Here is a 21,724-nt window from a genome sequence, read left to right as displayed (position 1 = left end):
ACCGCATGGCCGGGTTCCGAGCATAGACCGCAGTCATGACGACCGCACGCAGCGACCGCCTTGCGCGGTCGGCATACCCCGGGAGGGTATCAGTCCTCGCGCGTGACCAGCACGTCGTCGCCGTCGGTCCTGATGGTGGTGCCGTCGTCGAGCTCGACGACCGGCTGCCCCTCGAGGAACGTCAGCGTCCAGCGCCAGGCCGACGTGTCGGCCCCGAGCTCGACGAGCGTGCGCTCTTCGTCATCGATGGCGGCGCGCATCGCTGCGGGCACAGCCGTCGGCGGGACACCGCCCACCGGCCAGCGTGTGCCGATCTGCATCAGGCCTCCTCGAGCACGATCTCGCGCACCGCCAGCTCGTCCGCCTCGACGAGCGTGAGGTCGCTGATGCGGCCGACGGCGCGCAGGTCGACCGCCGCGGCCTCGAGGTGCTCCCGGAGGGCCGCCGGCACCGCGATGACCGCCGAGGCGACGGGCGTCTTCTGGCTTGCCTTCGCATCCGTCTTCGCCCGTCGGATGCCGATGAGCGCCTGGCCGACGGTGGCGAGCATGCCGGTCGCGCTCAGGTCGTCGCCGAGCTCCGTCGGCTCCGGCCACGAGGCGGCGTGGATCGAGCCCTCGTGCGACCAGGACCAGACCTCCTCGGTGGCGAACGGCAGGAACGGCGCGAGCAGCCGCAGCTGCACGTCGATGGCGGTGCGCAGCGCGGCGATCGCGGAGCCGCGTCCGGCCGCCTCGCCCGCGTAGGCGCGCTCCTTGACGAGCTCGAGGTAGTCGTCGCAGAACGTCCAGAAGAACGACTCCGTCACCTCCAGCGCCTTGGCGTGGTCGTAGGCCTCGAAGGCTCGCGTGGCCGCGCGCACGACGCCCGAGAGCTCGGCGAGCATCTCGCGGTCGAGCCGGTCGGTGATCGCACCCGGCTCGCCCTCCATCGCGAGCACGAACTTCGCGGCGTTCAGCACCTTCATCGCCAGCCGTCGGCCGATCTTCAGCATCTTCGGGTTCTGCGGGTCGAGCGTCGCATCGACGCCCAGGCGCGATGAGGCCGCCCAGTACCGCACGCCGTCCGAGCCGTGCTCCTCGAGCATGCCGAGCGGCGTGACGACGTTGCCCTTCGACTTCGACATCTTCTTGCGGTCGGGGTCGAGGATCCAGCCGGAGAGCGCCGCGTGCTTCCATGGCGAGCGGCCATCCTCGAACATCGACCGCAGCAGCGTCGAGAAGAGCCAGGTGCGGATGATGTCCTGCCCCTGCGGACGCAGGTCGAAGGGGGTGAGCTGCTGCCAGCGCGCGTCGTCGCCGGACCAGCCGCCCGCGAGCTGGGGCGTGAGCGACGATGTCGCCCAGGTGTCCATGATGTCGACCTCGCCGACGAAGCCGCCCGGGCGGCCGCGCTGCGACTCGTCGAAGCCGTCGGGCACGTCGGTCGTCGGGTCGAGCGGCAGCTGCTCGATCTTCGGCATCAGCACGCCGCCGGGCACGCGCTCGCCCTGCTCGTCGAGCCGGTACCAGACGGGAATCGGCACACCGAAGAAGCGCTGGCGCGAGATGAGCCAGTCGCCGTTGAGCCCGTGCACCCAGTTCTCGTAGCGCGTGCGCATGTGCTCCGGGTGCCAGGCGATCTCGCGGCCGAGCGCGACGAGGCGCTCCTGCAGTGCCTCGTCGCGACCGCCGTTCTTGATGTACCACTGCAGGGTCGAGACGATCTCGAGCGGCTTGTCGCCCTTCTCGAAGAACTTCACGGGATGCGTGATCGAGCGAGGCTCTCCGACGAGCTTGCCGGCCGCCTGCAGCAGCTCGACCATCGCCTTCTTCGCGCTGAAGACGGTCTTCCCCGCCAACTCGGCATACGCCGCCTTCGCAGCATCGGAGGCGAGCGCCTCGGGCGCCTCGGCGATGAAGCGGCCGTCGAAGCCGATCACCGATCGGTTGGGCAGCTGCAGCTCGCGCCACCATGTCACGTCGGTCACGTCGCCGAAGGTGCAGATCATCGCCACGCCCGTGCCCTTGTCGATCTGCGCGAGCTCGTGCGCGACGAACGGCACCTCGACGCCGAAGACCGGCGTGGTCACGGTGGTGCCGATCAGGTGCCGGTAGCGCTCGTCGTCCGGATGCGCGACCACGGCCACGCACGAGGGCAGCAGCTCGGGGCGCGTGGTGTCGATCCGCAGCTCGCCGTCCTCGCTCTCGAAGAGCAGCGTGTGGTAGCTGCCGGGCTGCTCGCGGTCCTCGAGCTCGGCCTGCGCCACCGCGGTGCGGAACGTCACATCCCACAGGGTCGGCGCGTTCGCCTGGTAGGCCTCGCCGCGCTCGAGGTTGCGCAGGAACGCGAGCTGCGAGGTGCGGCGGGAGTCGTCGGAGATGGTGCGGTACGACTGCTGCCAGTCGACCGACAGGCCGAGCGTGCGCCACAGATGCTCGAACTTCTCCTCGTCCTCCTCGGTGAGGCGCTCGCACAGCTCGATGAAGTTGCGGCGCGACACCGGCAGCTGGTCGGCGGCCTTCGAGCTCTTGTTGTCGCCGCCCTCCTGCGGGGGCGTGAAGCCGGGCTCGTAGGGGAGCGTCGGGTCGACGCGCACGCCGTAGTAGTTCTGCACGCGGCGCTCGGTGGGGAGGCCGTTGTCGTCCCAGCCCATGGGGTAGAAGACGTGCTTGCCGCGCATGCGCTGGAAGCGGGCGATGAGGTCGGTGTGCGTGTAGGAGAACACGTGGCCGATGTGGAGCGAGCCGGATGCGGTGGGCGGCGGCGTGTCGATCGAGTAGATCGCGTCGCGCTCCAGCGGGGCACCGTCGGCAGCGACGCCATCGAAGCGGTAGGTGCCGGCCTCCTCCCACTTCGCGTCCCACTTCTGCTCGAGTCCCTCGAGGGCGGGGCGGTCGGGCATCGCGGAGTTGGTGGGCATGGCGCTCATGGCGTCTCGCTTTCGATGTGCGCGGCATCGCGTCTGTGCCTCGGGATCCGCATGGTGCGGGATCGGGCTTGATGCCTGATTGTTCTGGACGAGTCTAGGCCCGCTCGGCCGGGCTCGCGAAAGCCGAGCGCGGCGCTGAGGGCTACCGCTTGCGCTGCATCCGCCATCGGAGGAAGGCCGCGAGCCCGAAGGTGATGGCCGCGACCGCCAGCAGCACGCGAGTCAGCGTGTCCTGCTGCAGCGCCGCGGCGATCGCGAGGCAGGCGGCGGCGACGATCGGCAGCCAGAGCGGCATGGGCTTGCGTGCGGGGGCCATGCGGCAACGGTAGCGGCGCGGGCGCATCGGGAGCGGGCACAGCGCCGCGCTCGTAGCATCGGGGCATGGACGTCGAGAAGACCGCTCGAGGCGGCCGGGCCGCGTTGGCGATGGAGGCTGCGGGGCTCGCGTGGCTCGCCGAGGCAGAGACCGGCGGCGGCACGCAGATCGCACGAGCGCGGCTGGACGGTGACGCGCTGCGCGTCGCGCGCGTCGATCCGGCTCCGGCGACGCCGGAGCGGGCGGAGGCGCTCGGCCGCAGCCTCGCGCTGCTGCATGCCAGCGGCGCCGACTGGCACTGCTGCCCGCCGCCGGGCGCCGAGCCGCCGTTCGAGGTGGGCTCCTCGCGCACGCCGCTTGCGGCAGAGCCTGTGGGCGGTCGGCGGGTGGAGCCGAGCGTGGACGGGCACGCGGGCGCCGCCTGGGGCGAGGCGTGGGCGACGACATCCGTGCGCCCGATCCTCGAGCGCTGCATCGCCGACGGCGCCTTCGACCGCGGCGCGGCGTCGATCATCGACCGCGCGGTCGAGCGGATGGCCGCGGGCGACTTCGACGCACCGCAGCCGCGGCTGGTCGACGGTGTCGCCCGCATCCACGGTGATCTCTGGAGCGGCAACGTGCTCTGGTCGGAGGTCGACACCGGTGCGGTGCTCATCGATCCGCACGCGCAGGGCGGGCACGCCGAGACCGATCTCGCCATGCTGGCCCTGTTCGGCGTGCCGCAGCTCGATCGCGTGCTCGCCGCCTACGACGAGGCGTCGCCGCTCGCCGACGGCTGGCGGGAGCGCATCCCGCTGCACCAGTTGCAGCCGCTGCTCGTGCACACGATGCTCTTCGGGGGCGGCTATGCGCAGCAGGCCGTGGCGGTGGCGAGGTCGCTCACCTGATCGACGTGCTCGAGTGGTCGCCGGCGGCCGTCAGCCGCGAGCGCGCAGCTGGATGCCGTCAGCCTCGCGCGCGCTGCTCGAGGATGAGGCCCGTGCGCGCCTCATGCTCGACGCCGAGCTGTGCCAGGAGCGACTCGGCCGCCGGCAGGCTCGCATCCGCGACGGTGAGGCGCAGCGCGGCGCCGCCCGCGCCGTAGTCGACGGTCGGCTCGTGCCCGGCGCTGCGCAGGGCGTGATCGATGCGGGGTGCATCGGCGATCGCGAGCGAGCCTGTCAGCTCGCTCGCGGGCACCCGCAGCAGCCTGCCCGCGATGTCGAGCGCGCCGGCGGCGATGCCGCCGTATGCGCGCACCAGGCCTCCGGTGCCGAGCTTGACGCCGCCGAACCAGCGCACCACGAGCACTGCGACATCCGTCAGCTCGCGCCCCGCGATCACCGACAGGATCGGCGCGCCGGCCGTGCCGCCGGGCTCGCCGTCGTCGTTCGAGCGGCTCGCCTCGCCGTGCGGCCCCGCGACGGCCGCGCTGCAGACGTGCCGGGCATCCGGATGCCGCCGACGCGTCGCGCGCACCAGCTCGGCGAGCTCGTCGAGCGAGCCGATGCGGTGGGCGGTGGCAAGGAAGCGCGAGCGCGAGATCTCCACCTCGGCGCTCGCCTCCCGTGCGATCGTCGCCAGCAGCATGCCCCCATCCTCCCGCGCGCGGCGCCTCCGGCGCTCGCGGGGCGCCGCGCGGGCCAGAAGTGTCACGATCGGCGCGCAAAGCGTGCGGTGACGAGCCGTTCGTGACAATTCTGCGCGCATGATGCGCGGGATGCGCGGAATGACGAGGGCGACGCCGATATCGACACCGAGTGCGACAATGGAGGTGGGAAAGGAATCCGATGGCAGCGTCGAAGGGCCCTGGCCGCCCGCGCGCGTCGAGCGCCGAGACGATCCACGAGGCGGCACTCGAGCTCTTCCTCGAGCACGGCTACGACGCCGTCAGCGTCGATGACATCGCCCGGCGCGCGGGCGTCTCGCGTGGCACGGTCTTCGCCTACTGCGACTCGAAGGCCGATGCGCTCTGGGTCGGCCTGGATGCGGCCATCGAGCGCGCGGGCGGGGCGCTCCTGACCGGCGACGGAGACGCGCTCCGGCGTCTGGTCGATGCGATCGTGATCGCCGTCGAGCCGTGGGGCACGACGCCGCCGCCGGCACTGCGGGATGCGCCGACCATGGGCGCAGTGGAGGCGCTGCGCGATGGGGCGCCCGCTCGGCTGCAGGCACTGCTGGACCGCGCATCCCTCGCGCTCGCGCTCGAGCGCGACGCGCTGCCGGAGTCGACCGATGCCGCGGTCGCCCCGGTGGCGATCCTCGCCGCCGCGTGCGCGGCGGTAGTGGCATGGACGCGCAGCCCGGCACGGGGCAGCGCGGCCAGCGCGGTGCGCAGCGCGATCGAGCCGATCGCGGCAGCATCACGAATGGGCAACGATCTCGCGGACTAACCGACGCGGCTCAACCGATTCAGGGGCAGAAGGCGGATCATCGGGGTATGAGGCCCCGGTCCGGGAAGGTCACGGTCGCCGCAGCACTGCTGTCAGTGACCGCGCTGACCGGGTGCGGCGCGGGCTCCACCCCGCCCGAGGCCGCCACCACCACACCGCCGGCTCCCGCCGCGTCACCGCCCACCGGGTCGCATCCCGGCGTCATCGACGCGCCGGCACCGGCGAGCGAGCGGCCGCCGCTGTCACCGCCGCGCGAGCAGCCGCTGCCGGAGGTGCCCACGGTGCGAGGTCCGTACGTGCCGCCCCCGCCGACCACCGAGCCCGCGCCGTCGGGCCCGCCGCGCCCGTCGCAGCCAGCGCCGACGGTGACGGCGACACCGACCCCTTCGGCGACGCCGAGCGCGACGCCGACCTCCGCGCCGACACCGGCGCCGACACCGGCTGGTCTGGTCGCGCTGCTGCCTCGCGCAGCCGACCTGCCGCCGCTCACCTGGACGGCCGCGGACGGCACCAGGAGCGCTGACTGGACCGAGACCTCGCCGCCCGCCGCAGTTCCGGTCGCGAGCGCGCTCACCCACGTGAGCGCGGCGCGCGCCGCGGGCGGTGACTGCGCGAGCGCCAGCCGCCGCGTGGACGGCAGCGTGCTGGCGGCGGCGGCCGTGTCGCTCGCCGCCGAACCCGCGCCCGGCGCCCCGATGGACGTCGTGCTGCTGCGCTACGCCTCGGCGCAGCTGGCCTCCGACGCGATCACCGCGCTGCGTGCGCTCGGCACTGCCTGCGCGGGGGTGGAGACGGCCGACGGCACGCTGGGCGCTGGTGCGGGCGGACGTGTCACGCTCACCTCGGGCGATGCCGTCCTGATCGTCGAGGGGCGTGCGCGCGGCACGCTGCTGATCGCCGTGCAGCACGAAGGTGCCCCTCCCGAGGCGGTCGCGGCGCTGCTCGCGGCGGTGCGCTGACGGCTCAGACGTCGAGCAGGTCGCGCAGTTCCTGATCCAACCGCGAGGTCGGCAGCGCCGCGCCATCGACGCTCGTCACGCGTGCCAGCAGGCGTCCTGACGACAACAGCCAGGCGCCATCGCTGTCGCGCAGGTCGTCCGGGGTGAGCGACTCGAACGCCACGTCGAGGCCTGCGCCGGGGGCATCGCGCATGAGGTGCTCGAGGGTGATCGAGGCGAGGATGCCGTCCTGCTTCGGCGTCAGCAGCCTCCCGCCACGGTCGACCACGAGGGTCGAGGTCGGGCCCTCCAGCAGCAGCCCGGCCGGCGACACGAAGATGACATCGTCGAAGCCGCGTTGCGCCGCGTGCCGCTTCGCAGCCATGTTGATCGAGTAGGACAGACTCTTCGCGCCCGGCAGCAGCCACGGCATCGCGGCCACCTCGTCGCCGTCGTGCCCGCGGCCGAGCAGCGTCACGCTGACGCCGTCCTCGCGCTCGCGGATCGCGGATGCGCCCAGCGGCGCCATGAGGGCGAAGGCGGTCGGGTCGCCGCCAGCCTCCGGTCCGCGGGTGAGCACCAAGCGGATGATCGCCTCGGACTCGGCACCGAAGTCCCACGCGGCGAGCAGCGCGTCGATCGCGCGCTCGTAGCCGGCGCGATCGGGCACGGGCAGCTGCAGGATCGCGGCCGAGCGCTCCAGCCGGTCGAGATGCGCCTGCCGGTCGCGGATGCACGGCGCACCGCGCGCGTCGCGCCGTGCGAGGGCAGCATCGAAGACGCCGTCGCCGCGCACCACGCCGAGGTCATCGGCTCGCACGATCGGCTGCGCGACGTCGACGATCGAGCCGTCGAGCAGGGCGAGCAGCGGCGCGCTCATTCGGCGCCCGCGCAGTACTCCTGCAGCGCCGTGACCTGCTCGCCCAGCTGGGTGAGACCGGCGACGGCGCGGTCGATGCCACCGGTGTCGCCTTCGGCCACGGATGCGCTCGCGTCCTCCACGAGGGCGTCCCAGCCGCGCTGGATCTCGTCGATGCGCTCGAGCAGGGCGGGATCGGTGATGCTCACCTGCAGATCGCCGATGCGCCCGGAGACGTTCGCGATCAGGGCGATGGCGCCCAGTGGATCGTTGGCGAGCAGCTCGCCGACCCGAGCGACGTCGACGGCGATGCCCCGCACATCCGCCAGCAGCCGCTCGCACTGGGCCGACTGCGCGTTGCCGCCGGTCGGCGCGGGCTGCGTGGTGGCGCTCGGCACGGGAGGCAGCGACGGGGCGGGCAACAGGCCGCATCCGGTCACGAGCAGGCCCGCGGTGAGCGCGAGCGCGATGCCCGCGGTGCGCGGCGACCTTGAGCGCTGGAGCCTCATGGGTCGAGGGTACTGCGGGAGGCTATGGGCGGGCGGGTGAACGATCCGGTCTCGTGACGCGGGCGGCCTGCGGCCGCGCGCTCCTCGACCTACGGAGATGGGTGGGTGATCGGTCCGGTCTCGTGACGCGGGCGGCCTGCGGCCGCGCGCTCCTCGACCGACGGGGTGGCGGGAGCGGGGCGGGGGATAACCCCCGCGAGGCGTGGGGAGATCCGGTGCGCGCTCGCCGCGGGCCCGGCCTAGCGTGGAGTCATGCACCGCGTCCGCACACTGATCGCCACCGTCGCGCACCTCGCGCTGCTCGGCTCCATCGGCATCCCGATCCTCGTCACGATCGCCACGGTCGCCGCCGCGGGCATCGGCACGCTGATCGTGCTGCTCGGATTCCTGCTCGTGCCGCTGGCGCTGCTCGGCCTGCTGGGCGTCGCGTGGTTCGAGCGCGAGCGCATCGCCGGCCTCTACGGCGTCGACGTGCCGCCGGCGGTCTTCCGGCAGTCGCCCCGCACCGACTGGCTGCGCCTGCCGCACCGGCTGCTGCGCATCCTCACCGACGGCCAGCACTGGAAGGCCATCCTCAGCTTCTTCCTCGCGAGCATCTTCGGCGCGTTCACGCTGCCGCTGCTGGGCCTCGTGGGCATCGGCATCCCGCTCGCGCTCGCCGGGCTCGGGGAGGCGGAGTCGATCGGCATCCCGCTCACGAGCTTTGCCGTGCCGGTGGCGTGGGCCCCGCTCATCGGTGCACTCGCCTTCCTCGCAGGGCTCGCCGGCACGGTCGGCCTCGCGATCGCCCATCGCAACATCACGACGAGCCTGCTCGTGCCCGACGACCGCGAGCGCCTCGCGCAGGAGGCGAACGCCGAGCGCGAGCGCCGTCACGGCGCCGTCCGCGCGGCCGACTTCGACCGCACCCGCATCGAGCGCGACCTGCACGACGGGGTGCAGCCGCGCCTGGTGTCGATCGCGATGCAGCTCGGGATGGCGCGCGACAAGCTCGAGACCGACCCGGCAGCCGCGCGCCAGCTGATCGACGAGGCGCACGCATCGTCGAAGTCGGCCGTCACCGAGCTGCGACAGGTCGCCCGCGGCATCCATGTCGCGGTGCTCGACGACCGCGGGCTCGACGCCGCGGTGTCGGCACTCGCCGCGCGCAGCGTCGTGCCGGTCGAGATCGACGCACGCATCGAAACCCGCTGCAGCCGCGACGCCGAGACCGCCGTCTACTTCGCGATCGCCGAGGGGCTCACGAACGCCCAGAAGCACGCCCGCGCCAGCCGCATCCGCATCGCCATCCGCACCCGCGCGGGCGCCGCAGCACCAGCATCGCTGTGGGCCCGCATCGAGGACGACGGCATCGGCGGCGCGGAGCGCCAGGCCGGCGGCGGCATCGACGGCCTCGCCCACCGGGTCGCCGGCGTCGGCGGCACGCTCACCGTCACCAGCCCCGCAGGGGGCCCGACCGCGATCGAGGTGGAGGTGCCATGCGCATCCTGATCTGCGAGGACAGCGTGCTGCTCCGCGAAGGCATCGCCCGACTCCTCAGCGACGCCGGCCACGACGTGGTCGCCCAGCTGCCCGACGCCACCGCGCTCGAGGCCGCGATCACCGCGCACGACCCGGATCTCGCGATCCTGGACGTGCGGATGCCGCCCACGCGCACCAACGAGGGCATCCTCGCCGCGATCGCGATCCGCGCCAGGACGACGCAGCACGGCGGCGACCGGCCGCGGGTGCTCGTGCTCTCGCAGTACGTCGAGGAGCGCTACGCGGCCGACCTGATCGCCGGCGGACCGGCCGGCTTCGGCTACCTGCTGAAGGATCGCGTGGCCGACGTGACCGACTTCCTCGACGCGGTGGAGCGGGTGGCGAACGGCGGGACGGTGCTCGACCCGGAGGTGGTCAGCCAGCTGCTCGCCCGGCGGCGCCGCGACGCCCGGATGGAGCGGCTCACGCCGCGCGAACGCCAGGTGCTCGCCCTGATGGCCGAGGGATCGTCCAACCAGAGCATCGCCGACCGCCTGTACATCTCGGCGGGGAGCGTCGAGAAGCACATCTCCGCGGTGTTCCAGAAGCTCGAACTCGAACCCGAGGACGGCAACCGCCGCGTGCTCGCGGTGATCGCGCTCCTCGACGCGCCCGGCTCCACGGGCTATCCCGGCACCCCGGGCCAGCGGAGCAACCCCGACGTGACCGGAGGCATCCGATGACCATCTCCAACCCCACCGCAACGCACCTGCCACGCTCGACCAACCGCGCGGGCCGCTGGATCAGCATCGTCGTGATCGTGCTCGGCGCCATCGGCATCGTCTTCGCGCTCGGCGGCGGCGTCGTGCGCGGCCTCGCCGCCCACTCGGCGACGAGCGGGAGCTACACGGCAGCGGCCGATGGCATCGAGCAGCTGCAGATCGACAGCTCGGCTGCCGCGTTCGAGATCCGCTTCGACGACGTGGAGGAGGCGACCCTGCAGGTCGTGACGAACGGCGGGCCCGTGCAGCAGTGGAGCCTGCAGCGCTCCGGCGACGCGCTCATCGTCGACACCGACCGGCGCTGGGGCTGGCTCGGCCTCGGCGGCATGTTCGGCGAGCGGGGCGGCGAGGAGCTGGCGGTGCTGACGCTGCCGGCCGCGCTCGAGCGCGCCGAGCTCGACCTCGAGACCGACGTCAGCGCCGGCAGCTTCACCGCCGCGGGCGAGTGGGGATCGGCGTCACTGGGTCTCAGCGCGGGCAGCGCCGAACTCTCGGGCACGGCCGCGTCGCTCACCGTGGAGGTCTCCGCGGGCGAGGCGCGCATCGATGTCGCAACCGGTGGCGCCGTGCAACTCGAGGTCAGCGCCGGCCGCATCGTCGGCTCGCTCACCGGCGAGCAGCCGTCGTCGATCGACGCCACGGTCAGCGCCGGCGCGATCGAGCTGACGATTCCGGATGGCGCCTACGCCGTCACCGAGAGCGTGTCTGCGGGCGACTCCGACGTGCGCGTGACCGACGACCAGAGCGCCGCATCCACGATCGACGTCGAGGTGAGCGCGGGCAACGTGCGCCTGATCGGTGGCAAGCACTGATCGTCGGCAAGCACTGATCGTCGGCAGGCACTGCTCCGCGCCACAGCGCCCGCGCGGTAGGATGGAGCCACACGCATCGATCCGGCCATCACCGGGGAGCGGTCGGGAGAACGGCAGCAATGCACCGAAGGGTGCGGGGTTGCTCACTAGATCCGAACGGGGCAGGCCCGTCACAGCCGCAGCGCCTGCAGCATCATCAGGCACGAAGCGGCGTCCCGAGCACCGGGTCGCAAGCGGGGTGGTACCGCGCGAGAGCGTCCCCGCATCCGAGAACCATGAGGATGCAGGAGACCCAGCGTGACCGACAAGACCAGGTACCCGCTCACCGACGCCGAGAGCGTCGTCGCCAGCCCCGATCTGCCGGCCATCGAGACCGGCATCCTCGCCTTCTGGAAGGGCGACGACACCTTCAAGGCCTCGGTCGAGCAGCGCCAGGGATGCCAGGAGTGGGTCTTCTACGACGGCCCGCCGTTCGCCAACGGCCTGCCGCACTACGGCCACCTGCTGACGGGCTACGCGAAGGATGTCTTCCCGCGCTTCCAGACGATGCGCGGCAAGCAGGTGCCGCGTGTGTTCGGCTGGGACACCCACGGCCTGCCGGCTGAGCTCGAGGCCATGAAGCAGCTCGGCATCACCGAGAAGGCCGAGATCGAGGCCATGGGCGTCGACGTCTTCAACGAGAAGGCGCGTGCCTCGGTGCTGCAGTACATGGACGAGTGGGAGGCGTACGTCACGCGCCAGGCCCGCTGGGTCGACTTCGACGGCGGCTACAAGACCCTCGACCTCACCTACATGGAGAGCGTCATCTGGGCGTTCAAGACTTTGCATGAGAAGGGCCTCGCCTACGAGGGCTACCGCGTGCTGCCGTACTGCTGGCGGGACGAGACGCCGCTGTCGAACCACGAGCTGCGGATGGACGACGACGTCTACCAGGACCGTCAGGACACCACGCTCACGGTCACGTTCCCGCTCGCCGGCGAGCAGGCGGATGCACTGGGTCTCACGGGCGTCAAGGCGCTGGCGTGGACGACCACGCCCTGGACCCTGCCGACGAACCTGGCGCTCGCGGTCGGTCCGGCCGTCGAGTACGTGATCGTGCCCGCGGGCCCGAACGGCACCACGGCGGGCGAGGGCGACTTCCTGCTCGCGGCCGACACCGTCGCCGGCTACTTCAAGGACCTCGGCTACGACTCGGCAGAGGATGCCGTCGACGCGGTGACGCGCACCTTGCCGGGCGCCGAGCTCGCCGGCATCACCTACGCGCCGCTGTTCGACTTCTACGCCGACGCCGACGAGTGGGGCACGCAGCACGCCTTCCAGATCCTCGTGGACGACTACGTCGCCACCGGCGAGGGCACCGGCATCGTGCACCAGGCGCCCGCCTACGGCGAGGACGACCAGCGGGTCGCGACCGCTGCGGGCATCCCCACGATCCTGTCGGTCGACGATGGCGGCCGGTTCCTGGACGCGGTCGCGCCGGTCGCGGGCATGCAGGTGTTCGACGCGAACAAGCCGCTCTCGAAGCTGCTGAAGGACGACGGCCGGGTGCTGCGCCAGGCCTCCTACGTGCACTCCTACCCGCACTGCTGGCGCTGCCGCAACCCGCTGATCTACAAGGCCGTCTCGAGCTGGTTCGTGCGCGTCACCGACATCAAGGACGACCTGCTGGCGGCGAACGAGCAGATCAACTGGGTTCCCGAGAACGTCAAGCACGGCCAGTTCGGCAAGTGGCTCGAGGGCGCGCGCGACTGGTCGATCAGCCGCAACCGCTACTGGGGCAGCCCGATCCCGGTGTGGAAGAGCGACGACGCGAACTACCCGCGCGTCGACGTCTACGGCTCGCTCGACGAGCTCGAGCGCGATTTCGGCGTGCGACCGAGTGACCTGCACCGCCCCGCGATCGACGAGCTGACCCGCCCGAACCCCGACGACCCGACCGGCAAGAGCACGATGCGCCGCATCCCCGACGTGCTCGACGTCTGGTTCGACTCCGGCTCCATGCCCTTCGCGCAGTTCCACTACCCGTTCGACAACGAGCAGTGGTTCGAGGAGCACAGCCCCGCCGACTACATCGTCGAGTACATCGGCCAGACGCGCGGCTGGTTCTACGTCATGCATGTGCTGTCGGTGGCGCTCTTCGGCCGGCCGGCGTTCGAGAACGTCATCAGCCACGGCATCATCCTCGGCGACGACGGCTTCAAGGCGTCGAAGTCGCGGCAGAACTACCCCGACGTGAACGAGTCGTTCGACACCTACGGGTCAGATGCCGTGCGCTGGAACCTCATGCAGGGCTCGATCCTGCGCGGCGGCAACTTCATCGTCTCGGAGGAGGGCATCCGCGAGGCACTGCGGCAGTTCCACCTGCCGCTGTGGTCGACCTGGTACTTCTTCTCCACCTACGCCAACCGCGCGGCCGACGGCCAGCCATACATCGCGAAGCGCTCGACCGCATCCGCCGACGTGCTCGACCGCTACATCCTCGCCAAGCTGCGCGAGACGGTCGTGTCGGTGACGGATGCGCTGGAGCGACTCGACGCCACGGGCGCCACCTGGGCGGTGCGCGAGTTCATCGACGTGCTGACCAACTGGTACGTGCGCGGATCGCGCGACCGGTTCTGGCGCGGTGTCGCGTCCGACGGCTCGGGCGCCGAGCCGTTCGACACGCTCCACACGGTGCTCGAGACCCTCACCCGGCTCGCGGCACCGCTGTCGCCGCTCGTGACCGAGGAGGTCTGGAAGGGCCTCACGGGTGGTCGCTCGGTGCACCTGACCGACTGGCCGACACCCGACGAGCTGCCGGCCGACCCCGAGCTGGTGGCGCAGATGGATGCCGTGCGCGCGATCGCGTCCGTCGGCAACGCCCTGCGCAAGCAGGCCCGCAAGCGCGTGCGGCTGCCGCTGCCGACCCTCACGGTCGTCGGCGCCGTCGACGTCTCCTCGTTCACCGACGTGCTGCGCGACGAGCTGAACGTGCGCGATGTGGTGCTCGAGGAGGCGGCGGAGGACGCGCTGGAGCGCTACGGCATCTCGCGCCGGCTGCAGGTCAACGCCCGCGCGGCCGGCCCGCGCCTTGGCAAGGACGTGCAGGGCGCCATCCAGGCCGCGCGCGCCGGCGACTGGTCGGTGACCGCCGACGACGATGGCGGCGAGACGGTCACCGTCGGCGGCATCGCGCTGGTCGACGGGGAGTACGAGCTCGCGCTCGAGGTCGCGGACGACACCGCAGCCGTCGGTTTCCTGCCCGGCGGCGGCTTCGTGGTGCTCGACACCGCGACCACGCCGGAGCTCGAGGCCGAGGGGCTCGCTCGCGACGTCGTGCGCGCCGTGCAGTCGGCGCGCAAGGATGCCGGGCTCGACGTGAGCGACCGCATCCGTCTCACGCTCGGCTCCGACAGCCACGGGGTCGCGGCACTGGAGGCGAACGCCGAGCTCGTCAAGGGCGAGACGCTGGCGGTCGAGCTGCTGCTCGAGCGCGTCGATGACACCATGGGCGAGCTCGCCGACGGGCGCACCGCGCACCGGGTGGGCGACGGATCGCCGCTGGCCATCTCCCTGGAGAAGGCGATCACGGTCGAGCAGGCGCAGGCATCAGCGGAGGGGACGCAGGCATGAGCGACGAGCTGGAGCCGGGCTCGCTGCCCGAGGTCGACGAGCGCATCCTGGAGGTGCTCGAGCACGCGGAGGCGGCCGAGGCCGCCTATCAGGCGCTTCTCGAGCGGGCGGGGGAGCAGGCGGTGGAGCCGCGCATCGAGGCGACCCGCCGCGCGGTCGAGCTGCTGGGCGACCCGCAGCGGCTGTTCCGCGTCATCCACATCACCGGCACGAACGGCAAGGGGTCGACGGCCCGCATCGCCGACGCGCTGCTGCGCGCCCATGGGCTGCGCACCGGCGTGCTCACGAGCCCGCACCTCGAGCGCGTCAACGAGCGCATCCTCATCGATGGCGAGCCCGTCTCCGATGAGGCCTTCGCCCGCGGCTACGACGACATCGAGCCGTTCCTGGAGATGGTCGACGCCGAGCTCGCGCAGCAGGGCGAGCGCCGGCTGACGTTCTTCGAGGCGTTCACCGTGCTCGCCTTCGCGGTGATGGCGGATGCGCCGGTCGACGTCGCGGTGCTGGAAGTCGGCATGGGCGGCACCTGGGATTCCACGAACGTCGCCGACGGCGATGTCGCGGTGATCACGCCGATCGCGCTCGACCACACGAACCGGCTGGGGTCGACGGTGGAGGCGATCGCAGGCGAGAAGGCCGGCATCATCAAGCCCGACGCGATCGTCGTCTCGGCGGCGCAGGAGCCCTCGGTGGTCGCGGTGCTCGAGGCGCGGGCCGAGGAGGTCGGCGCTCGGCTGCTGCTCGACGGCCGCGACTTCTCGCTCACGACGCAGTCGGTGGCCGTCGGCGGTCAGCTCATCACCGTGCAGGGGCTCGCTGCGGAGTACATCGACCAGCTCGTGCCGCTCATGGGCTCGCATCAGGGTCGGAACGCCGCGCTCGCGATGGTGGCCGTCGAGGCCTTCCTCGGCGGCGGCTCGCAGCCGATGACCGCCGAGGTGCTCGCCGACGGACTCGCCGCGGCGACCTCGCCCGGCCGGCTCGACCTGATCGGCACCGAGCCGCTCGTGATCGCCGACGCCGCCCACAACCCGCACGGCGCGGCCGCGCTGCGCGCCGCGCTGGGGGAGTACTTCGGCCTCGAGCGCGTGACGCTCGTGCTCGGCGTGCTGGCCGGCAAGGACGTGAAGGGCGTGCTCACCGAGCTCGAGCCCGTGATCGACGAGCTGATCGTGACGCAGTCCACCTCCGAGCGCGCACTCGACGCCGACGAGCTCGCGGGCGCCGCGGTCGCGGTGCTCGGCGCCGACCGCGTGCTGGTGGAGCCCGACCTCTCGACCGCGGTCGAGACGGCGCGCGATGCGGCAGCCGATCGCGGCGGCGCCGTGGTCGTGACGGGATCCATCACGCTGCTGGGCGACGTGATCAGCCACGCCCGTGAGACCGGCTGGCTGCAGCGACCCGACGTGCGTCGCCAGGCCGCGACCGTGCAGCTGGATGCGCCGGAGCTGGAGGCAGAGGAGCTCGAGGCGGAGCAGCTGGAGGCCGAGCAGCTCCGGGGCGAGCAGCGCGGAGGTGACCTGTGACCGCCGAGGCCGAGCAGCCAGCGCGGCGGCAGCGCCCGCAGCGCGGCGCCATGGAGTCGCTGCTGCGCATCGTGCACGTCATGGAGGTGAGCGCGCTGGCCTTCGGCGCGCTCGCCGCCTGGGGCATCTCGCGCGACTGGCCGCAGCCCGCGGCGTTCGGCATCGTCTTCGTGCTGCTGATCGCCGCGATGCCGCTGCTGTCGCGGCCGTGGGGATGGATCGTGAGCCTCGTGCTGCAGGTGGCGCTCGCCGCGCTGACCTTCGTCGAGATCATCTGGGGCATCGTCGCGCTCGTGTTCGTCATCCTCTGGATCTGGACCTTCGTGAAGGCGCGCGGCATCGAGCGGCAGCGGCGCGCCGCGGGCCTCGACCCGCGCGGCGCCCCCGGCTCGTAGCGCGGCGCTCGCGCGCATCATCGCGCCGCCAGCGTCCCTGCGCGCGCGGGCACCCGCATCCATCGCCAGAAGTGTCGCTATCGGCGCTCATGCCGCGCCTTTGCGAGCCGATAGCGACAACTCTGCGGATGGGTGGCCGGGGCGAGCGGGAGTCGCGCGATCGGTAGGCTTGGGGGCATGCAGAGCACCCTCGTCCTCATCAAGCCCGACGGCGTCAAGCGCCAGCTGACCGGCGCCATCCTCGCCCGCATCGAGGCAAAGGGATACGTCATCGCAGACCTGCGCCTCGTGCAGCCCGCGCGGGCACTGCTGGAGGAGCACTACGCCGAGCATCAGGGCAAGCCCTTCTTCGAGCCGCTCGTGGAGTTCATGCTCTCGGGCCCGTCGGTCGCGATCCGCCTCGAGGGCGACCGCGTGATCGAGGGCTTCCGCTCGCTCGCGGGCACCACCGACCCCACGACGGCCGCACCGGGCACCATCCGCGGCGACCTGGGCCGCGACTGGGGCCTCAAGGTGCAGCAGAACCTCGTGCACGGCTCCGACTCCGAGGAGTCGGCCGAGCGCGAGCTCGCCCTCTGGTTCGCCTGACCCGTACCCGCGCCGCAACGACGGCCCGCCCATCCGACCCGTCGGCACCCGCCGGCACCCGTCGGCATCCGCCGGCACCCGCCGGCACCCGTCGGCGCCCGTCGGCATCCGTCGGCATCCGTCGCCATCCGTCGAGCTTCCCGAGAACGCGCGCTCCCGAGACGAACCGCACGCGTTCGGGAAGCTCGACGATCGGGGAGCGGTCGAGCTTCCGTCAATCGGGCGGATGCGCGGCGAACCGCGCTCGTTCGGGAAGCTCGACGCCTCGACGCTCGGGTCGGGGGCTTGCTGTCAGAGGCTGCTGAGCAGGTAGCGGGGGATGCCGGGGAGGACGATCATGATTGTCACGACCAGGATCACGGCGAGGGCGAGCGAGAAGACCCAGCCCCACGGGATGAGCTTCGCGAAGGCGCGGCGCATGCCTGACCCAGCGGGGAGCGCGCCGGAGCCGAAGCCCCACACCCACAGGGGGAACGCCATCGCGTACATCGCCAGCCACACCAGGAAGCACCAGGGGCACACGAAGCCCAGCACGAAGATCGACTGCTGCGCGAGGTAGAGCACGATCGCGAAGCCGCCGAGCACACCGATCGAGAAGACCGTCCACACCCAGCGGGGCATGGCGACGCGACCCAGCGTCAGCGCCCCGACGATGATCGGAGCGGGGAACGCCATGAGCCCCAGGAACGGATTCGGGAAGCCGAACAGCTCGCCCTGCTCCGACTCGATCGCGCCCGAGCAGGTCAGGAACGGATTGAGGTCGCAGCCGAGCGACTCCTCCGGGTTGAGCAGCAGCTCGATGCGCTCGACCGAGAGCGCGAAGGCGCCCAGCAGGCCCAGGAGCCCCGTGACGATCAGCAGCGCGCCGAGCCACCTCGGCGCTGCGATGTGGGCGCGGCGGATCTCAGTCATGAAGCCTCATGGGACTCATCCAATCATCGCGGGAGGTGCCGGATGAGCCTCGACGCCGCAACGCTGGCCGCATTCATAGCCGGCGTCATCGTGATCGTGCTGCTGCCGGGCGCCAACAGCCTCTACGTCATCACCGTCTCGCTCCGCGCCGGTCGCCGCTCCGGTTTCCGCGCGATGCTCGGCGTCTTCCTCGGCGACGCCATCCTGATGGTGCTCGCGGTGCTCTCGGCGCAGGCGCTCTCGGCCAACCCGCTCGTCTTCCGGATCCTGACCTGGGCGGGCGCGCTGTACCTGTGCTGGCTCGCGCTCGGCCTGGTGCGCAGCGCGGTCGCTCGCATCCGCGCCAAGCGCGACCACACCGCCGAGCCGGCGCCGACCGAGAACCCGACGCACCCGCTCACGGCCCCGAACCCGATCATCGCGAGGCCCCGGATCGCGCCGTTCCGCACCGCGCTCGTCACGAGCCTCCTGAACCCGAAGGCGATCCTCTTCTTCGCATCCTTCTTCGTGCAGTTCATCGATCCCGACTCAGCCACACCGCTCGGCGACCTGCTGGTGCTGATGCTGATCCTGGAGACGGTCTCGGCCACCTACCTCGCCGCGGTCGTACTGATCAGCGCACGCATCGGTCGCAGCGTGCAGCCGCACGGCTGGCTCGCGATCGCGGGCACGCTGCTGGCCGCCGCCGCCTTCGTGGCGCTCGCGGTGCGCGTCGTGCTGCCGTAGCGACGCGACGACCGTGCGGTAGACTTCCCCGCAGCGCGCCCGACGGGCGCACGCACAAGTTTTTCCGGGCGGCAAGCCTTGCCCGGGCCGCCCCCGCAAGGGGGTGAGAAGAGAGGATTCGCGCCGGGGCGCGCCCCGGATTGCGACGGAGATGTCGACCGGCAGTGTCGGTCGCGACAGGAGCGCGCCAGCGATGGCAGAGAACACCACGGCCCTCCCCGATGAGGGCGGCGAGCTGCAGGCACAGACCGCGGCCGAAGAGACAGTGACCACCGAGACCGAAAGCGCCGCGGCGGACAAGCCCAAGCGCAAGCGCGTCTCGACCCGCAAGCGGGCGTCGTCGGCAGACGCTGCCGCGCAGGCGACGGATGCCGAGCAGGCGACGGACGCCCCGGCGACGGATGCTCAGGCGGACTCGGGCGAAGCCGTGCCGGATGCGTCGGCTGACGCCGGCGAGGCGTCGAGCGAGGATGCGTCGAGCACCGACGGGTCGAGCACCGACGGGTCCAGCACCGACGGGTCCAGCACCGACCAGTCGAGCACCGACCAGTCGAGCACCGACCAGTCGAGCACCGACCAGGAGCCCGGCCACGAGCCCGGCCTCGTGGACCCGGCCACGTCGGCATCCGGCGCTGCCGAGCACCCTGCATCCGAGGCCGAAGCCGAGCCCGACCCGATCGAAGCCGCCAAGGTGCTGCCGGCGCTGCCCAGCGGCCCGTTCGGCCTGCTGTTCCACGCACCCGATCTCGCCGCGCTGCCGACACTGCCGGCCGCCGACGCGTTCGCGGACGATGACGACGACGATGACGACGACAGCGACGACGACCGCCAGCAGGGCCGTCGCTCGTCGCGCCGCAACCGCCGCAACCGCCGCCGCGAGCCCGAGGACGAGAAGCCGCTCATCACCGAGCCGCAGAAGGTGAAGGGCTCGACGCGACTCGAGGCGAAGCGCCAGCGTCGCCGCGAGGGCCGTGACGCCGGCCGTCGCCGCACGGTGGTGACCGAGACCGAGTTCCTCGCCCGCCGCGAGTCCGTCGAGCGCCAGATGATCGTGCGCTCGAAGCACGACCGCGTGCAGCTCGCCGTGCTCGAGGATGGCGTGCTCGTCGAGCACTACGTCGCGAAGTCGAGCGAGTCGAGCCTGATCGGCAACGTCTACCTCGGCCGCGTGCAGAACGTGCTGCCGAGCATGGAGGCCGCCTTCGTCGACATCGGCCGCGGCCGCAACGCCGTGCTGTATTCCGGCGAGGTCGACTGGGATGCCGCAGAGCTCGAGGGCCAGCCGCGCAAGATCGAGCTCGCGCTCAAGCCCGGCGACACGGTGCTCGTGCAGGTGACGAAGGATCCGATCGGCCACAAGGGCGCCCGGCTCACGAGCCAGATCTCGCTGCCCGGCCGCTACCTTGTCTCGGTGCCCGGCGGCTCGATGAACGGCATCTCGCGCAAGCTGCCCGACACGGAGCGCGCGCGCCTGAAGAAGATCCTCAAGCAGGTGCTCCCGGAGGGCGTCGGCGTGATCGTGCGCACGGCCGCTGAGGGCGCGACCGAGGAGCAGCTGACGAACGACGTCGAGCGCCTCACCCGCCAGTGGGAGCGCATCCAGCAGCAGCGCACCTCTGGCACCGCCCCGCAGCGCCTGCACGCCGAGCCCGACCTGCTCGTCAAGATCGTGCGCGACGTCTTCAACGAGGACTTCGGCAAGCTCGTCATCCAGGGCTCCGAGGCGCTCGAGACGATCCGCGAGTACCTGGAGGCGATCGCCCCCGACCTGCTCGACCGCGTCACGCCCTACGAGGGCACCGACGACCCGTTCGAGCACTTCCGCATCGCGGAGCAGATCGATAAGGCGCTCGACCGCAAGGTCTTCCTGCCCTCCGGCGGCTCGCTCGTGATCGACCGCACCGAGGCGATGACGGTCGTCGACGTCAACACCGGCCGCTTCGTCGGCGCCGGCGGCAACCTCGAGGAGACGGTCACCAAGAACAACCTCGAGGCTGCGGAGGAGATCGTGCGCCAGCTGCGGCTGCGCGACATCGGCGGCATCATCGTGATCGACTTCATCGACATGGTGCTGGAGTCGAATCGCGACCTCGTGCAGCGACGCCTCATCGAGTGCCTCTCGCGCGACCGCACGAAGCACCAGGTGGCTGAGGTCACGAGCCTGGGCCTCGTGCAGATGACGCGCAAGAAGCTGGGCCTCGGCCTGCTCGAGTCGTACTCGGAGGCGTGCGAGATCTGCGCAGGCCGCGGCATCATCGTGCACCACGAGCCCGTCTCGCGATCGCAGCGCCAGAGCAGCGACCAGAACGGCGGCGGCTCGTCGAACCGTCGCCGTGGCCGCGGGGGCAAGCAGCACGACCAGCAGCCGCAGGAGCACCAGCAGCAGGGCGGCAACGGCGGCACGCACGCCATCACGGACGACATGCGCAAGGGCCTGTCGCAGGTCGCGCTGGCGGCGAAGAGCAAGGCCGCAGAGGGCGAGCACGAGCCCGCGCAGCCGGACGCGGCCGCCGACGCGCAGGGCGACGCCACGCAGCGCAACGCCACGCAGAGCGACGCAGACGAGCGCGACGCAAAGCAGAGCGACACGAACCAGCGCGACGCCAAGCAGCGCGACGCGGGCCAGGCCGACGCCATGCAGGGCGACCAGCAGGATCGGCAGCAGTCCGGCCGCGGTCGCTCGAAGGGTCGCTCCAGCCGCAACGAGCGCCAGGGCCGCGACCGCGGCCAGGGCGAGCAGCCGTCGGGCGTCGTGCGCCCGTCCCAGGATGCGGTCGAGGCCGTGGCGGCCGAGCCGGTCGTGTCGATCCTCGACATCCCGGTCGAGGCGTACCGCGAGGAGTCCGCTCCCAAGGCTTCGGTCGACGACCTCGACGGCCTGCTCGGGAGCGCCCTCGACGCGATCGCGGCGCCGGCTCCCGGCACCGGCAAGGCTGCGCGTCGTTCACGCCGCGCGTCGTCGGGCATCATCACGGCGAAGCCCGGCGAGTCCTGACCGGCTCCGC

The 21,724-nt window shown here is 72.0% G+C and carries 19 protein-coding genes; 12 read left to right on the top strand and 7 right to left on the bottom strand.

Annotated features, from left to right (window positions below; all coding sequences use genetic code 11):
- Positions 1-89: 89 nt before the first annotated feature.
- The 3 genes from ABG090_RS07630 to ABG090_RS07620 all read right to left on the bottom strand — a co-directional run bounded on the left by ABG090_RS07630 (position 90) and on the right by ABG090_RS07620 (position 3,227).
- Positions 90-320 (bottom strand): hypothetical protein, encoded by a 231-nt coding sequence (locus ABG090_RS07630; protein WP_347753850.1) that lies wholly within the window; start codon positions 318-320, stop codon positions 90-92.
- Entirely contained in the window at positions 320-2,911 is a 2,592-nt protein-coding gene (gene valS / locus ABG090_RS07625; protein WP_347753849.1) for a valine--tRNA ligase, read from the bottom strand. The genes ABG090_RS07630 and valS overlap by 1 nt, the downstream gene beginning before the upstream one ends.
- Before the next feature lie 142 nt (positions 2,912-3,053).
- Positions 3,054-3,227, bottom strand: coding sequence for a hypothetical protein (locus ABG090_RS07620; protein WP_347753848.1), 174 nt, complete (start codon positions 3,225-3,227; stop codon positions 3,054-3,056).
- A gap of 65 nt (positions 3,228-3,292) precedes the next feature.
- Between ABG090_RS07620 and ABG090_RS07615 the strand changes: the two genes are divergently transcribed.
- Complete coding sequence (locus ABG090_RS07615) at positions 3,293-4,114, top strand: fructosamine kinase family protein (protein WP_347753847.1); 822 nt, start codon at positions 3,293-3,295, stop codon at positions 4,112-4,114.
- 58 nt (positions 4,115-4,172) lie between these two features.
- Here the strand turns inward: ABG090_RS07615 and ABG090_RS07610 are convergent, their stop codons facing one another.
- Entirely contained in the window at positions 4,173-4,796 is a 624-nt protein-coding gene (locus ABG090_RS07610) for a YigZ family protein (protein ID WP_347753846.1), read from the bottom strand.
- A 200-nt stretch (positions 4,797-4,996) separates the two neighbouring features.
- On the opposite strand from ABG090_RS07610, the gene ABG090_RS07605 reads away from it, so the two are divergent.
- Both ABG090_RS07605 and ABG090_RS07600 read left to right on the top strand, forming a co-directional pair.
- Positions 4,997-5,599, top strand: coding sequence for a helix-turn-helix domain-containing protein (locus tag ABG090_RS07605; protein WP_347753845.1), 603 nt, complete (start codon positions 4,997-4,999; stop codon positions 5,597-5,599).
- A gap of 47 nt (positions 5,600-5,646) precedes the next feature.
- Positions 5,647-6,558 (top strand): hypothetical protein, encoded by a 912-nt coding sequence (locus ABG090_RS07600; protein WP_347753844.1) that lies wholly within the window; start codon positions 5,647-5,649, stop codon positions 6,556-6,558.
- A 4-nt stretch (positions 6,559-6,562) separates the two neighbouring features.
- Here the strand turns inward: ABG090_RS07600 and ABG090_RS07595 are convergent, their stop codons facing one another.
- Entirely contained in the window at positions 6,563-7,417 is an 855-nt protein-coding gene (locus ABG090_RS07595; protein ID WP_347753843.1) for an aminotransferase class IV, read from the bottom strand.
- Positions 7,414-7,905 (bottom strand): hypothetical protein, encoded by a 492-nt coding sequence (locus ABG090_RS07590; protein ID WP_347753842.1) that lies wholly within the window; start codon positions 7,903-7,905, stop codon positions 7,414-7,416. The genes ABG090_RS07595 and ABG090_RS07590 overlap by 4 nt, the downstream gene beginning before the upstream one ends.
- 252 nt (positions 7,906-8,157) lie before the next feature.
- Between ABG090_RS07590 and ABG090_RS07585 the strand changes: the two genes are divergently transcribed.
- The 7 genes from ABG090_RS07585 (at position 8,158) to ndk (ending at position 17,081) form a co-directional block, all read left to right on the top strand.
- Positions 8,158-9,396 carry a histidine kinase gene (locus tag ABG090_RS07585; RefSeq protein ID WP_347753841.1) on the top strand — a complete coding sequence of 413 codons (1,239 nt, stop codon included), beginning with the start codon at positions 8,158-8,160 and terminating at the stop codon, positions 9,394-9,396.
- A complete protein-coding gene (locus ABG090_RS07580; RefSeq protein WP_347753840.1) occupies positions 9,384-10,109 on the top strand; it encodes a response regulator transcription factor in 726 nt (241 codons plus the stop codon). Before ABG090_RS07585 ends, ABG090_RS07580 begins: the two co-directional genes overlap by 13 nt.
- Positions 10,106-10,960, top strand: coding sequence for a hypothetical protein (locus ABG090_RS07575; RefSeq protein ID WP_347753839.1), 855 nt, complete (start codon positions 10,106-10,108; stop codon positions 10,958-10,960). Before ABG090_RS07580 ends, ABG090_RS07575 begins: the two co-directional genes overlap by 4 nt.
- A gap of 297 nt (positions 10,961-11,257) precedes the next feature.
- Positions 11,258-14,572, top strand: coding sequence for an isoleucine--tRNA ligase (ileS, locus tag ABG090_RS07570; protein ID WP_347753838.1), 3,315 nt, complete (start codon positions 11,258-11,260; stop codon positions 14,570-14,572).
- Complete coding sequence (locus ABG090_RS07565) at positions 14,569-16,098, top strand: folylpolyglutamate synthase/dihydrofolate synthase family protein (protein WP_347753836.1); 1,530 nt, start codon at positions 14,569-14,571, stop codon at positions 16,096-16,098. Before ileS ends, ABG090_RS07565 begins: the two co-directional genes overlap by 4 nt.
- Entirely contained in the window at positions 16,095-16,493 is a 399-nt protein-coding gene (locus tag ABG090_RS07560) for a DUF4233 domain-containing protein (protein WP_347753834.1), read from the top strand. The genes ABG090_RS07565 and ABG090_RS07560 overlap by 4 nt, the downstream gene beginning before the upstream one ends.
- A gap of 177 nt (positions 16,494-16,670) precedes the next feature.
- Positions 16,671-17,081, top strand: coding sequence for a nucleoside-diphosphate kinase (gene ndk / locus ABG090_RS07555; RefSeq protein WP_347753832.1), 411 nt, complete (start codon positions 16,671-16,673; stop codon positions 17,079-17,081).
- Positions 17,082-17,372: 291 nt separating this feature from the next.
- On the opposite strand, the gene ABG090_RS07550 is transcribed toward ndk, so the two are convergent.
- On the bottom strand, positions 17,373-17,993 hold the full coding sequence (locus ABG090_RS07550; protein ID WP_347753831.1) for a vitamin K epoxide reductase family protein: 621 nt from the start codon (positions 17,991-17,993) through the stop codon (positions 17,373-17,375).
- Between the two features lie 42 nt (positions 17,994-18,035).
- Here ABG090_RS07550 and leuE point away from each other — a divergent pair, with 42 nt between their 5' ends.
- Positions 18,036-18,719: a leucine efflux protein LeuE gene (leuE, locus tag ABG090_RS07545; protein ID WP_347753830.1), complete on the top strand. Its 684-nt coding sequence runs from the start codon at positions 18,036-18,038 to the stop codon at positions 18,717-18,719.
- Between the two features lie 193 nt (positions 18,720-18,912).
- Entirely contained in the window at positions 18,913-21,714 is a 2,802-nt protein-coding gene (locus ABG090_RS07540; protein WP_347753829.1) for an Rne/Rng family ribonuclease, read from the top strand.
- Positions 21,715-21,724 lie beyond the last annotated feature (10 nt).

This window comes from Agrococcus sp. ProA11, assembly GCF_039880525.1.
GTDB lineage: Bacteria > Actinomycetota > Actinomycetes > Actinomycetales > Microbacteriaceae > Agrococcus > Agrococcus chionoecetis.
Note: the sequence above shows the minus strand (reverse complement) of the source record. Positions and strands in the feature narration are given on the sequence as shown.

What these genes read in the sequence shown, in the direction of transcription:
- ABG090_RS07630 (WP_347753850.1), bottom strand. Translation starts at nt 320, where the DNA reads ATGCAGATCGGCACACGCTGGCCGGTGGGCGGTGTCCCGCCGACGGCT.
- valS (WP_347753849.1), bottom strand. Translation starts at nt 2,911, where the DNA reads ATGAGCGCCATGCCCACCAACTCCGCGATGCCCGACCGCCCCGCCCTC.
- ABG090_RS07620 (WP_347753848.1), bottom strand. Translation starts at nt 3,227, where the DNA reads ATGGCCCCCGCACGCAAGCCCATGCCGCTCTGGCTGCCGATCGTCGCC.
- ABG090_RS07615 (WP_347753847.1), top strand. Translation starts at nt 3,293, where the DNA reads ATGGACGTCGAGAAGACCGCTCGAGGCGGCCGGGCCGCGTTGGCGATG.
- ABG090_RS07610 (WP_347753846.1), bottom strand. Translation starts at nt 4,796, where the DNA reads ATGCTGCTGGCGACGATCGCACGGGAGGCGAGCGCCGAGGTGGAGATC.
- ABG090_RS07605 (WP_347753845.1), top strand. Translation starts at nt 4,997, where the DNA reads ATGGCAGCGTCGAAGGGCCCTGGCCGCCCGCGCGCGTCGAGCGCCGAG.
- ABG090_RS07600 (WP_347753844.1), top strand. Translation starts at nt 5,647, where the DNA reads ATGAGGCCCCGGTCCGGGAAGGTCACGGTCGCCGCAGCACTGCTGTCA.
- ABG090_RS07595 (WP_347753843.1), bottom strand. Translation starts at nt 7,417, where the DNA reads ATGAGCGCGCCGCTGCTCGCCCTGCTCGACGGCTCGATCGTCGACGTC.
- ABG090_RS07590 (WP_347753842.1), bottom strand. Translation starts at nt 7,905, where the DNA reads ATGAGGCTCCAGCGCTCAAGGTCGCCGCGCACCGCGGGCATCGCGCTC.
- ABG090_RS07585 (WP_347753841.1), top strand. Translation starts at nt 8,158, where the DNA reads ATGCACCGCGTCCGCACACTGATCGCCACCGTCGCGCACCTCGCGCTG.
- ABG090_RS07580 (WP_347753840.1), top strand. Translation starts at nt 9,384, where the DNA reads ATGCGCATCCTGATCTGCGAGGACAGCGTGCTGCTCCGCGAAGGCATC.
- ABG090_RS07575 (WP_347753839.1), top strand. Translation starts at nt 10,106, where the DNA reads ATGACCATCTCCAACCCCACCGCAACGCACCTGCCACGCTCGACCAAC.
- ABG090_RS07565 (WP_347753836.1), top strand. Translation starts at nt 14,569, where the DNA reads ATGAGCGACGAGCTGGAGCCGGGCTCGCTGCCCGAGGTCGACGAGCGC.
- ndk (WP_347753832.1), top strand. Translation starts at nt 16,671, where the DNA reads ATGCAGAGCACCCTCGTCCTCATCAAGCCCGACGGCGTCAAGCGCCAG.
- ABG090_RS07550 (WP_347753831.1), bottom strand. Translation starts at nt 17,993, where the DNA reads ATGACTGAGATCCGCCGCGCCCACATCGCAGCGCCGAGGTGGCTCGGC.
- leuE (WP_347753830.1), top strand. Translation starts at nt 18,036, where the DNA reads ATGAGCCTCGACGCCGCAACGCTGGCCGCATTCATAGCCGGCGTCATC.
- ABG090_RS07540 (WP_347753829.1), top strand. Translation starts at nt 18,913, where the DNA reads ATGGCAGAGAACACCACGGCCCTCCCCGATGAGGGCGGCGAGCTGCAG.